The organism is Cupriavidus oxalaticus, assembly GCF_016894385.1.
Classification (GTDB): Bacteria; Pseudomonadota; Gammaproteobacteria; order Burkholderiales; family Burkholderiaceae; genus Cupriavidus; species Cupriavidus oxalaticus.
Genome location: NZ_CP069811.1, coordinates 2,727,774 through 2,742,262 on the forward strand (window position 1 = coordinate 2,727,774; position 14,489 = coordinate 2,742,262).

At 71.3% G+C, this 14,489-nt stretch carries 16 protein-coding genes; all 16 read left to right on the forward strand.

Annotated features, from left to right (window positions below):
* Nucleotides 1-32 precede the first annotated feature (32 nt).
* The 16 genes from JTE92_RS11970 to JTE92_RS12045 are packed head-to-tail and all read left to right on the forward strand — an operon-like array spanning nt 33 to nt 14,485.
* Entirely contained in the window at nt 33-296 is a 264-nt protein-coding gene (locus tag JTE92_RS11970) for an acyl carrier protein (protein ID WP_063237777.1), read from the forward strand.
* A complete protein-coding gene (locus JTE92_RS11975; RefSeq protein ID WP_063237590.1) occupies nt 296-844 on the forward strand; it encodes a COG4648 family protein in 549 nt (182 codons plus the stop codon). The genes JTE92_RS11970 and JTE92_RS11975 overlap by 1 nt, the downstream gene beginning before the upstream one ends.
* The gene (locus JTE92_RS11980) at nt 837-2,588 is read left to right on the forward strand and encodes an ApeI family dehydratase (protein WP_084254468.1); all 1,752 of its coding nucleotides are present in this window, start codon (nt 837-839) and stop codon (nt 2,586-2,588) included. Before JTE92_RS11975 ends, JTE92_RS11980 begins: the two co-directional genes overlap by 8 nt.
* Entirely contained in the window at nt 2,581-3,336 is a 756-nt protein-coding gene (locus JTE92_RS11985) for a glycosyltransferase family 2 protein (RefSeq protein WP_063237591.1), read from the forward strand. The genes JTE92_RS11980 and JTE92_RS11985 overlap by 8 nt, the downstream gene beginning before the upstream one ends.
* Nucleotides 3,333-4,349 (forward strand): lysophospholipid acyltransferase family protein, encoded by a 1,017-nt coding sequence (locus JTE92_RS11990; RefSeq protein WP_239477786.1) that lies wholly within the window; start codon nt 3,333-3,335, stop codon nt 4,347-4,349. The genes JTE92_RS11985 and JTE92_RS11990 overlap by 4 nt, the downstream gene beginning before the upstream one ends.
* Nucleotides 4,346-4,762 (forward strand): acyl-CoA thioesterase, encoded by a 417-nt coding sequence (locus tag JTE92_RS11995; RefSeq protein ID WP_063237593.1) that lies wholly within the window; start codon nt 4,346-4,348, stop codon nt 4,760-4,762. The genes JTE92_RS11990 and JTE92_RS11995 overlap by 4 nt, the downstream gene beginning before the upstream one ends.
* A complete protein-coding gene (locus JTE92_RS12000) occupies nt 4,759-5,388 on the forward strand; it encodes a LolA family protein (RefSeq protein ID WP_063237594.1) in 630 nt (209 codons plus the stop codon). The genes JTE92_RS11995 and JTE92_RS12000 overlap by 4 nt, the downstream gene beginning before the upstream one ends.
* Nucleotides 5,381-7,810 carry an MMPL family transporter gene (locus JTE92_RS12005; RefSeq protein ID WP_239477787.1) on the forward strand — a complete coding sequence of 810 codons (2,430 nt, stop codon included), beginning with the start codon at nt 5,381-5,383 and terminating at the stop codon, nt 7,808-7,810. The genes JTE92_RS12000 and JTE92_RS12005 overlap by 8 nt, the downstream gene beginning before the upstream one ends.
* A gap of 45 nt (nt 7,811-7,855) precedes the next feature.
* The gene (locus JTE92_RS12010) at nt 7,856-9,085 is read left to right on the forward strand and encodes an NAD(P)/FAD-dependent oxidoreductase (protein ID WP_063237595.1); all 1,230 of its coding nucleotides are present in this window, start codon (nt 7,856-7,858) and stop codon (nt 9,083-9,085) included.
* Complete coding sequence (locus JTE92_RS12015; RefSeq protein ID WP_063237596.1) at nt 9,085-9,681, forward strand: DUF3261 domain-containing protein; 597 nt, start codon at nt 9,085-9,087, stop codon at nt 9,679-9,681. The genes JTE92_RS12010 and JTE92_RS12015 overlap by 1 nt, the downstream gene beginning before the upstream one ends.
* Complete coding sequence (locus JTE92_RS12020; protein WP_063237597.1) at nt 9,678-10,865, forward strand: beta-ketoacyl-ACP synthase; 1,188 nt, start codon at nt 9,678-9,680, stop codon at nt 10,863-10,865. The genes JTE92_RS12015 and JTE92_RS12020 overlap by 4 nt, the downstream gene beginning before the upstream one ends.
* A gap of 2 nt (nt 10,866-10,867) precedes the next feature.
* Nucleotides 10,868-11,332, forward strand: coding sequence for a hotdog family protein (locus JTE92_RS12025; protein WP_063237598.1), 465 nt, complete (start codon nt 10,868-10,870; stop codon nt 11,330-11,332).
* Nucleotides 11,329-12,060, forward strand: a complete 732-nt coding sequence (fabG, locus tag JTE92_RS12030) for a 3-oxoacyl-ACP reductase FabG (RefSeq protein WP_063237599.1) — start codon at nt 11,329-11,331, stop codon at nt 12,058-12,060. Before JTE92_RS12025 ends, fabG begins: the two co-directional genes overlap by 4 nt.
* Complete coding sequence (locus JTE92_RS12035; RefSeq protein WP_063237600.1) at nt 12,057-13,286, forward strand: beta-ketoacyl-ACP synthase; 1,230 nt, start codon at nt 12,057-12,059, stop codon at nt 13,284-13,286. The genes fabG and JTE92_RS12035 overlap by 4 nt, the downstream gene beginning before the upstream one ends.
* Before the next feature lie 49 nt (nt 13,287-13,335).
* Complete coding sequence (locus tag JTE92_RS12040) at nt 13,336-13,785, forward strand: hypothetical protein (RefSeq protein ID WP_063237601.1); 450 nt, start codon at nt 13,336-13,338, stop codon at nt 13,783-13,785.
* Nucleotides 13,786-13,795: 10 nt separating this feature from the next.
* Complete coding sequence (locus tag JTE92_RS12045) at nt 13,796-14,485, forward strand: 4'-phosphopantetheinyl transferase family protein (RefSeq protein WP_063237602.1); 690 nt, start codon at nt 13,796-13,798, stop codon at nt 14,483-14,485.
* Nucleotides 14,486-14,489 lie beyond the last annotated feature (4 nt).

A 14,489-nucleotide genomic window follows, 5' to 3' on the forward strand; every position in this document is an offset into this window, starting at 1 on the left:
TAACCGACTCCATCAAGCTGGTAGGCATGGCCATGACCCACGACGAAATCTTTGCGCGCATTGCGGCAGTCCTGCAGGACTCGTTCGAAATCGACGCCGACCGTATCCGCCCGGAAGCCCGGCTGTATGAAGACCTGGACATCGACAGCATCGACGCCGTCGACCTGCTGGTCAAGCTCAAGCCGATGCTCGACAAGCCGCTCAAGCCCGAGCAATTCAAGTCCGTGCGCACCATCGAGGACGTGGTGCAGGCGCTGGCGCTGCTGATCGATTCCGATTCCGCCGCGACCGCCTGATGGCATGGCGCAACTGGAGCCTGGTGGCGCTGACGCTGTGCTACCCGGTCATGGTCTATGCCGGCCTGCAGTACTGGCCACCGCGCATGGTGGCCCTGCTGCTGATCGCATTGATGGCGCTGCGCCTGGCCGCGGCCAGGCAGGCCGGGTGGTGGCCCATGGCGCTGGCCGCCGGCGCCGCTGCGCTGGCGGTGCTGGCCTCGGACGACGCCATGCCGCTCAAGCTCTACCCCGCGCTGGTCAACGCCGTGCTGCTGGCCGTATTCGGCTGGAGCCTGTGGCGTCCGCCCAGCATCGTGGAACGGCTGGCACGACTGCGCGAACCCTCGCTGTCGCGCACCGGCGTTGCCTACACGCGCAAGGTTACCGTGGCGTGGTGCCTGTTCTTTTGCGGCAATGGCGCGATCGCGCTCGGCACCGCGCTGTTTGCCAGCGACCGGGCCTGGGCGGTCTATAACGGCGCCGTTGCCTATGTGCTGATCGGCGCCATGTTCGCCGGTGAGTGGCTGGTGCGGCAGCGGGTGATGGCGGAGAGCCGCCATGACTGAATTGCCGGCCGGCACGCACGAGAACTGGCACGGCGTGCGCGGCGCCATGGCCGCGCTGGCGCACCGCGTGGCCCGCCAGCACGATGCCGGCGCCGCCCGCCTGCTGGCACGCGCCGCAGCCTGGCGCGCGGCGTTCGCCGCCGCGCCGGGCGAACGCTGGGCCCTCTATCTCGAGTCGACCCCGGAATTTGCCGCGGCGCTGTTCGGCGCCTGGCACGCAGGCAAGCACGTGGTGCTGCCGGGCGACACGCGCCCCGATACGCTGCAGCGGTTGCGCGCCCATTGCGATGGCTGGGCCGGCGACTTGCCGCAAGCGCTGCAGCCCGCACCGGACACCGCCGGCGATGCCTGGCCGCTGCTGCCTGCCGACGCCGCCATCACGCTGTTCACCTCCGGCTCGACCGGCGCGCCCGAGGCCATCGCCAAGCGCCTGGCACAGCTCGATGCCGAAACCGGCGCGCTCCAGGCCGCCTTCGGTGCCCAGCTGCCGCATGACGTGCGGCTGCTGACCACGGTTTCGCACCAGCATATCTACGGCCTGCTGTTCTGCGTGCTGTGGCCGCTGGCGGCCGGCCGTGCGCTGCCGCATGCGCGGCTGGCCTTCCACGAGGAAATCGTCGCCACGTGCAGCGCGTCTGCGGCGGTGCCGACGGCGCTGGTTACCAGCCCGGCGCACCTGCGCCGCATGCCCGAGGCGCTGGACTGGGCCGCGGCGCGTGCCGTGGTGCGCGCGGTGTTCTCGTCGGGCGGGCCCCTTCCGCCCGCGGCGGCGGACGACGCACTGCGCCATCTCGGCCAGTCGCCGATCGAAGTGTTCGGCAGCTCCGAGACCGGTGGCATCGCCTGGCGCCAGCGTGCGCGCCAGCAGGACCGCTGGACCGCCTTGCCGGGGGTGGCCTGGCGCCTGCAGGACGGCTTTCTCGCGGTGCGTTCCGCGCACCTGCCCGCGCACCTGCCCGCGCACCTGCCCGACCACGGCTGGCATGTCTGCGCCGACCTGGCGCATGCCGACGGCGAGCACGGCTTCGTGCTGGCGGGGCGCGCCGACCGCGTGGCCAAGATCGAAGAGAAGCGCGTGTCGCTGACCGCCATCGAACAGGCGCTGGCGGCGTCGCCGCTGGTGCAGGAGGCCCGCGTCGTGCTGATCGACCTGGACGTGGGCGCGCGCGTGGCGGCGGCCGTCGTGCCGAGCCAGGCGGGCGCCGCCATGCTGGCCGGCTCTGGCCAGCATCGCGGCCGCGCCGCGCTGCTCGCCGCGCTCAAGGCTGCGGTGGCCGGCAAGGTCGACCCGCTGGCGCTGCCGCGCCGCTGGCACCTGGCCGCCGGCGCCCTGCCGGCGAACACGCAGGGCAAGACCACCGAGGCCATGCTGCGCGAGCTGTTCCGCCAGACCCTGCCGCGCGCCACGTGGATCGAGCGCGATGCCCAGCGCGCGGCGGCGCTGCTGGACGTGGGCGAGCATCTCGCCATCTTCGACGGGCACTTCCCCGGCACGCCGATCGTGCCCGGCGTGGCGCAGGTGGACTGGGTCATGGCGCTCGCGCCGCAGCGCCTGCCCGTGCCGCCGCGCGAGCGCTTCGCGCGGCTCGACGTGCTGAAGTTCCAGGGCATCATCCGGCCCGGCATGCAAGTGCGGCTGGACCTCGACTGGCAGGCCGACAAGCTGGTGCTGGCATTCCGGCTGAGTTCCGCGGCCGGCCCGCACGCCAGCGGCCGCATCGTCTTCAGGAGCGAGCATGGCTGACGCCGGCACTGCCTTCCGGCCCGTGGTGGTGGTGCCGGTCTACAACCACGAGCGCGCCATCGGCGCCATGGTCGAGGCCATCCTGGCACACCCGGTGCCGTGCCTGCTGGTCGACGATGGCAGCGACGCAGGTTGCGCGCAGGTGTTGCGCACGCTGGCCGACCGCCATGCAGCCCGCGTCACGCTGGTCAGGCTGGCACGCAACCAGGGCAAGGGCGCCGCCGTGACCGCCGGCTTCGAGGCTGCCTTGCGCGGCGGCTACACCCATGCCCTGCAGATCGACGCCGACGGGCAGCACGATGCCGGCTGCATTCCCGCCTTCCTGGACCTGGCGCGGCGCCACCCCGCAGCCATGGTGTGCGGCAACCCGGTCTATGACGCCTCGGTGCCGCGCGCCCGGCTGATCGGGCGCTACCTGACCCATGTGTGGGTGTGGGTGCATACGCTCTCGTTCGCCGTGCGCGACTCGATGTGCGGGCTGCGCGTCTATCCGCTTGCCGAAGCGGTTCCCGTCACGCGCGCCAGCCGGATCGGACCGCGCATGGAGTTCGATATCGAGATCCTGGTACGACTCGCCTGGCGCGGCGTGCGCATCCTCAACATCCCGACGCCGGTCACCTACCCCAGCGACGGCGTGTCGCATTTCCGCGTCTGGCGCGACAACCTGCGCATCTCGTGGATGCACACGCGCCTGTTCTTCGGCATGCTGCGGCGCCTGCCCATACTGGTGGGACGCAAGCTGGCATGAGCATGACCGCACCGGGGATGCCCCCACCCCCTGCCGCCCCTGCCACCACGCGCCACTGGAGCCGCATCGGCGAGGCCACCTGCGTATGGGGCGTGTGGTGCCTGTACGCAATCCACCGCCTGTTCGGCCGCCTGGCGTTCCGCGCAGTGCTGTATCCGGTGGTGACGTACTACTGGCTCGCGCACGGCGCGGCCCGGCGTGCATCGCTGGACTACCTGCGTCGCGTTCATCGGGCCACCGGCGCGGCCGGCACGGCACCGGGCGCGCGCCAGACCCTGCGCCACCTTTACGCCTTCGCCGACACGCTGCTCGACAAGCTGCTCGCGATCGGCGGCCGCTATGCCTTCGGCAACGTCACGCGCGAAGGCGCCGAGGTGATGCTGCGCCAGATCGAAAGCGGCCGCGGCGGCATCATCGTCACCGCGCACATGGGCTGCCTGGAGCTGTGCCGGGTGCTGGCGCGCCACCGTGCCGGCCTGCGCCTGACCGTGCTGGTCCATACCGCGCACGCACAGCGCTTCAACCGCATCCTTGCCCGTATCGACCCCGGCGCCACGCTGCAGCTTTACCAGGTCGACGAGATCTCGCCCGCGACCGCGCAGGAGCTGGCCGACAAGGTCCGCGCCGGCGAGTTCGTGGCGATCGCCGGCGACCGCGCGCCGGCCCATGGCGGGCGCGCGGTCAGCGTGCCGTTCCTGGGCGCGCCGGCGCGCTTCCCGGTCGGGCCCTACGTGCTGGCCGCGTTGCTGGACTGCCCCCTGTTCGCGATGGGCTGCATCCGCCACGGCGACGGCCACCTGCTGCGCTTTACCGAGCTGGCGCGCGAAGTACGGCTGCCGCGCGCCAGCCGCGCCGATGCGCTGGCCGGCTATGCCCGCAGCTACGCCGACTGGCTGGCGCAGCTGCTGGTGCTGTCGCCGTACGACTGGTTCAATTTCTACGATTTCTGGGCCGATCCGGAGGCTGGCGCCGGCCGTGCGCAAAGCCAGCGATCGAACCCCACCATGCCATGACCCAGGACCTCAGTCACGAAATCACCCTGCGCCCCGCCTTCCACGACCTCGACCCGATGGACGTGGTCTGGCACGGCAACTACGTGCGCTACCTGGAGCAGGCGCGATGCGCACTGCTGGCCCGCTTTGCCTATGACTACCCCGCCATGCGCGACTCCGGCTATGCCTGGCCGGTGGTCGACCTGCGCCTGCGCTACGTGCGGCCGCTGGTCTACGGCCAGGCGGTGACCGTGCGCGCCACCATCGTCGAATGGGAGAACCGGCTCAAGATCGACTACCTGCTGCGCGATGCCGCCACCGGCGAGCGCCTGACCAAGGGCTATTCGGTGCAGGTGGCGGTGGACATGCGCACCGGCGAGATGTGCTACGAATGCCCGCCGGTGCTGTGGGAGCGGCTGGGGGTGCAGCGATGAGGCGCCGTACCTTGCTCGCGGCGATGGGTGCCGCGTGCCTGCCCGCGTGGCCGGTCCATGGCGCGGAACGCGCGCAGGACACCCTGGACGCCATCGCGGCCCGGCTGGCCGATGCGCCGGTGATCCACGGCCGCTTCGAGCAGCGCCGCCAGCTGGCGGGCTTTGCCAGCCCGCTGGTATCGCGCGGCGATTTCGTGCTGGCGCGCGAGCGCGGGCTGGCGTGGGCCACGCGCGAGCCGATCGTGTCGAGCCTGCTGGTCACGCCCACGCAGCTGGTGGTGCGCGGCGCCGACGGACAAGTGCAGCAGCGCCTGGCGGCCGATGCGCAGCCGGCCATGCGCGTGGTCGGCGAATCGATGATCGCGGTGCTGCGCGGCGACCTGTCGGCGCTGTCGGCGCGCTTTGCCATCGATGCGCGGCTGACCGGCAAGGAGGGCTGGGCGCTGACGCTGACGCCGACCGACAACGGCATCCGGCGCGCCTTTGCGCGCATCGAGCTGGCCGGCGACCGCTTCGTGCGCAGCATCCGGCTGGATGAGGCCGGTGGCGACGCCACCCAGATCCGGCTGCTCGGACCGGCGGCGGCGGCGCGGCTCACCGCGGCGGAGGCGCAGCGCTTTGAGTGAGCCGTCCCACCGCATGGCCGGCAGCCGCCGTGCAGAGTCTCCGGCCAGCGCCAGCTACGCCAGCCCCGCCCGCATGGCGCCGCTGGCGCGCGGGTTGGCGCGCGTGCTGGCGTTTTGCTGGCTGCTGGCCGTGCTGGCGCTGGCCCTGCACCAGGTCAGCTTCTGGCGCAGCGATCGCATCGACACCGATGTCATGGCGCTGCTGCCTGGCAGCGAGCGCACCGCCACCGCCGACCGCGTGCTGCGCCAGCTGGCCGACGGGGTCTCGCGCGAGATCGTCGTGCTGGTCGGCGCGCCTGACTGGGAGCAGGCGCGCGCCGCCGCGCAGCGCTTCGGCCAGGCCACCGGCATGCATCCCGAACTGCTGCGCCCGGTCGACAAGATCGGCGCCTTCGATTTCGACGCGGCGCTGGCCTTCTACCGGCCCTGGCGCGAGCACCTGCTGACCGACGCCCAGCGCGCCATGCTCGGCCGGGCCGATGCCGACACGCTGGCGCAGCAGGCGCTGGCGCGGCTGTACCAGTTCGCCGCCGGCGCCTCGCTGTCGGGCTGGTCCGCCGATCCGCTCGGGCTGTGGCAGGACTGGTGGCTGGCGCGCGCCGACATGACGCGCGTGCGTGAACGCGACGGCCTGGCGGCCTTCAGCGCCGACGGCCTGCAGTGGGTGCTGCTGACCTACCGCATCGGCAAACCCGCCTTCTCCGTCAGCGGCGATACGGACTATGGCGACCTGCTCGCCGCGGCCGGCGCAGGCGCGCGCAGCGGCCACGGTGCGGTGCGCGTGGTGATGGCCGGCATCCCGCTGCACGCCGAAGCCGCCGCGGCGCAGGCCAGCTTCGAGATGAACGTGATCGGGCTGGGCTCGCTGGCGGCGGTGCTGCTGCTGGTATGGCTGGCGTTCCGCTCGCTGCGGCCGATCTTGCTGGTGGCCCTGTCGCTGGCCATCGGCACCGCCGCCGCGATCTCCGTGACGGCCGCCGTATTCGACCGCGTGCACCTGATCACGCTGGTGTTCGGCGCCAGCCTCGTCGGCGTGGCGGAAGACTACGGCATTCACTACTTCGTGACCCGGCAGGCCAACCGGCGGCGCACGCCCGCGGGGGTGATGCGCATGCTGCTGCCGGGCATGACGCTGGCGCTGGCGACCAGCGTGGTCGCCTACCTGGCGCTGGGCATCGCGCCTTTCCCGGGGCTGCGCCAGATGGCGCTGTTCTCGGCGGTCGGGCTGGCTGCCGCCTTCCTGACCGTGGTGCTGTGGTTCCCGCTGCTCGACCGCGGCAGCCTGCGCCCGACACCGCTGTCGGCATGGCTGGCCGACAGCCTGGCGCGCTGGCCGCGCGTGGGGGCCGATCGCCGCACACTGGTGCTGGGCGCGTTGCTGGCCGCGTTTATCGTGCCGGGCCTGTGGCAGGTGCGCGTGGTGGACGACGTGCGCCAGCTGCAGAGCTCGCCCCCGGCGCTGATCGAAGCACAGCGCACCGCCGGGCGCCTGCTCGGCAGTCCCAGCCCCGCCCAGCTCCTGCTGGTGCGCGGCGCGTCGCCCGACCAGGTGCTGCAGCGCGAGGAAGCCGCCAAGGCGGCGCTGGCGGGCATCGTCGCGAGGGGCGGCATCGACGGGTTTATCGCCGTGTCGGACTGGGTGCCCTCGGCGGCACGGCAGCGTGCCGATGCGGCACTGGCCTCCGGACTGGAAGGGCAGGTGCGCGAGCGCGTTGCCCGTATGCTGCATACGGCGGCACCGGCGGCACCGGCGGCTGGCGGCATGGCTCCCGCCGATGATGTGCTGACATTGCAGCACTGGCTCGCACACCCGGTGTCCGAGGCCCTGCGCCATTTGTGGCTGGGCCGCGAAAGCCGGGACGGCAGCCATGCCAGCGTGATGCTGCTGCGCGGCCTGGACGATCCCCGCACCATGCCCGCGGTGCAGGCCGCGGTGGCGGGGGTGCCAGGTGTCGAATGGGTCGACCGGGTGGCGGACCTGTCCGGCTTGCTGCACCATTACCGCGTGCTGATGAGCTGGCTGCTGCTGGCCGGCGCCGCCGCGGTCGCGGTGCTGCTGGCCTGGCGCTACGGCCGCGCGTCATGGCGCGCGCTGGTGCCGACGCTGCTGGCGGGCCTGTTCAGCGTGGCGCTGCTGGGCTGGCTGCACGTGCCGCTGCAACTGTTCCCGGTGCTGGCGCTGGCGCTGCTGCTCGGCGTCGGCGTCGACTATGGCATCTTTCTGCTGGAACACCCCGGCGACGGCGTCTCCTGGACCGCGATCGTGCTCGGCGCGGCCAGCACGCTGCTGGCCTTCGGCCTGCTGGGGCTGTCGTCCACGCCGGCGCTGCATGCGTTCGGCGTCACCATGCTGGCCGGCGTCGGTGCCGTCTGGGTGCTGTCGCCATGGTTCCGCCCGCCGGCCGCGCATGGCCATGCCTGACGCAAGACACCGCGCAGGCCCACTGTATTGGAAGAATCGAAGCTTATGAATACGGAAACCACAGATGTCGTCATCATCGGCGCCGGGCCGGCTGGCTCGGTCGCGGCCGGGCTGCTGCGCAAGCATGGCATTCCGGTGCTGGTGATCGAGAAAGAAACCTTTCCCCGCTTTTCGATCGGAGAAAGCCTGCTGCCGCAGAGCATGGCTTATATCGAGGAAGCCGGCATGCTGCGCGCCGTGGTGGAAGCCGGCTTCCAGTACAAGAACGGCGCGGCGTTCTCGCGCGACGGGCAGCACACCGCGTTCGATTTCCGCGACAAGTTCTCGCCGGGCTGGGGCACCACTTACCAAGTGCAGCGCGCGCGCTTTGACGATGTGCTGATCCGCGAAGCCGCGCGCCAGGGCGCCGAGGTGCGTTTCTCGCACCTGGTCGAGGATGTCGACGTCAGCGGCGCCCAGCCTCGCGTGACGGTGCGCGCGCCTGACGGCAGCCGGTACATCGTGCAGGCGAAATTCCTGCTCGACGCCTCTGGCTTCGGACGCATCCTGCCGCGCCTGCTCAAGCTGGAAACGCCTTCGGGATTCCCGGTGCGCAGCGCGATCTTCACGCACGTGGAAGACCGCATCCCGACCGGCACCTTCGACCGCAACAAGATCCTGATCAGCGTGCATCCGCAGCACCAGGACGTCTGGTACTGGACCATCCCGTTCTCGGATGGCCGTTGCTCGCAGGGCGTGGTGGCCGAGAAGGCGTTCCTGGACCGCTACACCGGCACCGAGACCGAGCGGCTGCAGGCGCTCGTCTCGGAAGAACCGGGCCTGGCCAGGCTGCTGGCGGACGCGCAGTGGGACACCCCGGCGCGGCAGATCGCCGGCTACTCGGCCAATGTGAAGTCGCTCTGGGGCAACGGCTATGCGCTGCTCGGCAATGCCGGCGAATTCCTCGACCCGGTCTTCTCCTCGGGCGTCACCATTGCGTTCAAGTCGGCCAGCCTGGCGGCGCAATGCCTGGTGCGCCAGCTCGGCGGTGGCACCGTCGACTGGGAAAAGGACTTTGCGCAGCCGCTCAAGGCCGGCGTCGACTGCTTCCGCGTCTATGTCGAGGCCTGGTACGAGGGCCGCTTCCAGAAGCTGATCTTCCATCCCAATGCCACGCCCGAGATCCGCAACATGATCTCGGCAATCCTGGCCGGCTACGCCTGGGACCGCAACAATCCCTTCGTCGCCGAGCCGCGCCGCCGCCTGGCGGTGCTGGAAGAATTCTGCCGCGTGTGATGACCCGTCCCGCGCTCTCCGCCTTGCTGCTGTGCGCGGCGCTGGCGGCCGGCTGTGCCGGCCCCGCGGCGCCGGGGACGTCCCCGCGCGCCGCGGCTGCCCCCGGCCCGGCGCTGCTGCGCCTGCCGCCGGCATCATTGCAGCGCGAGCTCAGGCTGCAGCAGCACATCACGGTCGAATATGCAAAGCACGGCCGCACCGAGCGGCACGAATTACTGGCGCTGCTCGAAGCCGACGCCGCCCGCACGCGCCTGGCTGCGGTGGCTGGCGGGCAGGTGCTCGCGCGGCTGGACTGGGACGGCAGCGAGCTGAAGGCGGTACGCTCGCCCTGGGCCCCGGCGGAATTGCAGCCCGAGCGCATCCTGAGCGACCTGCAGCTGTCGCTGTGGCCCGCCGCAGCGATCCGTGAGGCGCTGCCGGGCGGATGGAGCCTCGACGACACGCCGGCGCTGCGCCGCCTGCGGCAGGACCACGAGACTGTCGCGGAGGTCCGCTTTCCCGACGCTGCCACGACCGTGTTCACGCAATACCGCGACGGCTACCGGCTGACCATCCGCACGCTGCCGTCGGCGTCCACCCAGGGTGGTGACGCATGACGGCATTCCTGAACACCGTCGGCCTTACCTGCGCCTTGGGGCGCGGCCGGCAGGCAGTACGCCAAGCCATGCTTCACGCCGACGCACCGCAGGCGGGCACGGTGACCGACCGCTACAGCCCCGGCCGCGAGCTGCTGCTCGGCACCGTGGATGGCGTGCCCGGCCACGCCATCCCCGTGCAAACCCGGCCCGCCCATCGCAGCCGCAACAACGCCATGCTGCTCGACGCGCTGGCACAGGTGCGCGCGGCCGTGGACGATGCCATCGCCCGCGTCGGACCGGCGCGCGTGGCAATCGTGATGGGTACCAGCACCTCCGGCATCCGCGAAGGCGAACTGGCGGCGCAGCAGCAGTTGCGCACCGGTGCGCAGCCGCGGGGCTACCACTACGGGCAGCAGGAACTGGGCTCGCCGGCAGTCTTCCTGGCCGGCGAGCTGGGTGTGCGCGGCCCGGCGTACACGATCTCGACCGCCTGCTCGTCCAGCGCCAAGGCCATGGCGGCCGGCGCGCGCCTGCTGCGCCACGGGCTTGCCGACGTGGTGCTGGCCGGCGGCGTCGATACCCTGTGCGCGTTTACCGTGGCGGGCTTCTCCGCGCTGGAGTCGGTCAGCGCGGCGCGCTGCAACCCGCTCTCGGCCAACCGCAACGGCATCAACCTGGGCGAAGGCGCGGCGCTGTTCCTGATGTCGCGCGAGCCGGGCCCGGTGCGGCTGGCGGGCTGGGGCGAATCGTCTGACGCCTACCACGTGTCGGCGCCGGACCCGCACGGCAAGGGCGCGCGCCAGGCCATGCAGCAGGCGCTGGCGCGCGCGGGCCTGCGCGCCGGCGCGATCGACTACATCAACCTGCACGGCACCGCCACGCCTGCCAACGACGTGATGGAAGCCCACGCCGTGGCCGAGGTGTTCGGCCACGGCGTGCCGGTCAGCTCGACCAAGCCGCTCACCGGCCACACCCTCGGCGCCGCCGGCGCGATCGAAGCCGCACTGGCGTGGCTGACGCTGGACGGCAACCCGCACGGCCGGCTCCCGCCGCACTGGTGGGACGGCGCCGCCGACCCCGCGCTGCCGCCGCTGCACATCGCCGGCCCCGGCAACGCGCTGGGGCACGCACCGCGCTACGTGATGAGCCATTCCTTTGCATTTGGCGGCAGCAACTGCGTGCTGGTGCTGGGAGAAGGATAACCATGCAAGACCCGCAAACCCTGCCCCCGATCGGTGAAGTGGTGCCCCACGGCGGCGCCATGCTGCTGCTCGATGCGCTCTTGCATGCCGATGACAACGGCTGCACCGCCCAGGCGACGGTGCGCCCCGCGCAGCTCTTCGTCGACGCCGCCGGCATGCCCGGCTGGGTCGGCATCGAATACATGGCCCAGGCCATCGCCGCATGGGCCGGCGTGCGCGCCCGGCGCGCCGGGCGGCCGCCCGGGATCGGCTTCCTGCTCGGCTCGCGCCGCTATGAATGCGACGTGCCGGCCTTCCCGCTCGGCAGCGTACTGACCGTCGCCGTGCAGGCCGAACTGACCGGCGACAACGGCCTGGGCCAGTTTGCCTGCCGCCTTTCACTCGATGGCCGCGACGTGGCGCGCGCCAACGTCTCCGTCTTCCAGCCTGCGGATGCGCAGGCGTTTCTGCAAGGACAACAGGTATGACCAACCCCTCCGTGCTGGTCACGGGCTCGTCCCGTGGCATCGGCCGCGCCATCGCCCTGCGGCTGGCCCGCGACGGCTATGACGTGACGGTGCACTGCCGCGCGCGCCGCGAAGAGGCCGAATCCGTCGCCGACGCGGTGCGCGCGTGCGGCCGCAAGTCGCGTGTCGTGTGCTTCGACGTCGCTCATCGCGAGGAGGCCGCCGCCGCGCTGCTCGCCGACATCGCCGCCCATGGCGTCTACTACGGCGTGGTGTGCAACGCGGGACTGGCACGCGACGCGGCCTTCCCGGCCATGACCGGCGCGGAATGGGACGAAGTGGTGCACACCAACCTCGACGCCTTCTACAACGTGCTCAACCCGGTGGTGATGCCCATGGTGCAGCGCCGCCAGCCCGGGCGCATCGTCACGCTCTCGTCGGTGTCGGGGCTGGTCGGCAACCGCGGCCAGGCCAACTACAGCGCCGCCAAGGCCGGCATCATCGGCGCTACCAAGGCGCTGGCGATCGAGCTGGCCAAGCGCGCCATCACCGTCAACTGCGTCGCGCCCGGCCTGATCGACACCGACATGGTCGAGCCGCACGTGCGCGACGAAGCGCTGCGCATGATCCCCGCGCGGCGCCTGGGCACGCCCGACGAAGTCGCCGCCACGGTGGCCTTCCTGATGTCGCCCGACGCGGGCTATATCACGCGCCAGGTGATCTCGGTCAACGGGGGGATGTTCGGATGAAGCGCGTCGTCGTCACCGGAGCCGGTGCGGTCTGCGCGCTGGGCAATGACTGGGCAGCGGTGCGCGGTTCGCTGGAAGCGGGCCGCAGCGCGGTGGTGCGCATGGTGCAATGGGAGGACATCAAGGGCCTGAACACGCTGCTGGGCGCGCCCGTGCCCTTGCCCGCGCTGCCGCCGCACTATACGCGCAAGCTGACCCGCTCGATGGGCAAGGTGGCGCTGATGTCGGTGCTGGCGAGCGAAGCGGCGCTGCAGGACGCGGGCCTGGCCGGCGACGCCCTGCTGGCGAGCGGCAAGCTCGGCGTCGCCTACGGCTCTTCCACCGGCACGCCCGAGGCGGTGGCGGAGTTCGGCCGCATGCGCACCGAGCGCACCACCGAGGACATCAGCGCGACCACCTACATCCGCATGATGCCGCACACCACCGCGGTCAATATCGGCGTGTTCTTCGGCATCACCGGCCGCATCGTGACCACGTCGAGCGCCTGCACCTCGGGCAGCCAGGGCATCGGCTATGCGTATGAAGCGATCCGCAGCGGCCGCCAGGTCGCGATGCTGGCGGGCGGCGCGGAAGAGCTCGACGCCACCGAGGCCGCGGTGTTCGATACCCTCTTTGCCACCAGCACCTGCAACGACACCCCGCAGGCCACGCCGCGCCCGTTCGACAGCGGCCGCGACGGCCTGGTGCTGGGCGAAGGCGCCGGCACGCTGCTGCTCGAAGAGCTGGAGCATGCGCAGGCGCGCGGCGCCCGCATCCTGGCGGAGATCGTCGGCTTCGGCACCAACAGCGACGGCGCCCACGTGACCCAGCCCAAGGCCGAAACCATGGCCGTGGCGATGCGCCTGGCGCTGGAAGACGCGGGCCTGGCGCCGGAGCGCATCGGCTATGTCAACGCGCACGGCACCGCCACCGACCACGGCGACGTCGCCGAGTCTCACGCCACGCACGCCGTGTTCGGCCCCGGCATCCCCATCAGCTCGCTCAAGAGCTACATGGGCCATACGCTGGGCGCCTGCGGCGCGCTGGAAGCGTGGATGACCATCGAGATGATGCGCGACCGCTGGTTCGCGCCCACGCTGAACCTGCGCACGCCCGACCCGCGCTGCGCGCCGCTCGACTTCATCATGGACGCGCCGCGCCGGCTGGATGCGGACTACGTGATGAGCAACAACTTCGCCTTTGGCGGCATCAACACTTCGCTGGTGTTCCGCCGTTGGGAAGACTGAAGTCCTTTCCGGCTTGCAACCGCCCTCCAACCAAGAACAAGGAAGATCTATGAAATCCGCTCTCTCTGCCGTTGCCATGACGATCTGCGCCAGCGCGCTGCTGTCGACCCCGGCGCTCGCGCGTGACACCAAGTACATGCTGCCGCTGCAGGAAGTGCTCGACATGCCGGTGGCCAAGGAAAAGCTGGACGATTCCTTCCGCTTCTACCTGTCCGGCCAGAAGACGCCGAAGGTGCTGGAGCGCTTCGACTCGGGCGTTTCCAACCGCAAGACCAACGGCGTGGGCAAGAGCGACGAGGACGGCTGCCGCTGGGCCGCGCTGTCGGCACTGATCGCGCTGCAGGATTCCGCCAAGGCGCAGGGCGCCAACGCAGTGGTCGACATCGTCAGCTACTACAAGAAGAACGAGGTCGCCAGCCCGACCGACTATGAATGCCACGCCGGCGCGGTGGTGGTGGGCGTGGCGCTGAAGGGCACCTACGCCAGGATCGCCCGGTAACGCAAGCGCCATGGCAACCTGGCTGCGCATCGGGTGCGTGACGGAACTTGCCGTGCCGGCACCGGGCGTGCAGTCATGGTTGTCGGGCGGCGAACTGGCGCGGCTGGCGTCGATGCCATCGGCACGGCGCAGCGCGCAGTTTGTCGCCGGCCGCCGGCTGGCGCGCTCGCTGCTGGCCGATGCCTTTGGCGGCCGCTGGCAGGACTGGACGCTGTCGGCCGGCGCCGACGAAGCGCCGGCCGTATCCGGCCCCACGCCGGCCAGCGTGTCGATCTCGCACAGCGGCGACCATGTCGCCTGCGCGGTGGGCACCGCCCCGCTGGGGCTCGACCTGGAGGCATGCCGCGCGCGCAAGGGACTGGACGCGCTCCATGAAGCGATCACCACGGCGGCCGAGCGCTCCGCCATTGCCAGCCACCTGCCCGCCTCCGCGGATGCCGTGCAGCGCTTCACGCATGCCTGGACCCTGAAGGAAGCCGGGATCAAATACCACGGCGGCGGCTTGTTTGCCAGCATGCTGGGCCACGGCCTCAGCCTTGAAGCGGCCGCCGATGCCAACAGCGCCAACGCCTGCACCTGGCTCCTCAACGGCCAAGTGCTCGCACTCTGCGGTGCCGACATGCATGCCCTGGCGGCGCCCGCACTGCCGGCCCCGCGCTACTGGCGGCTCGTTCGTGCCGCTGCAACGATGAATGCCTGAACCG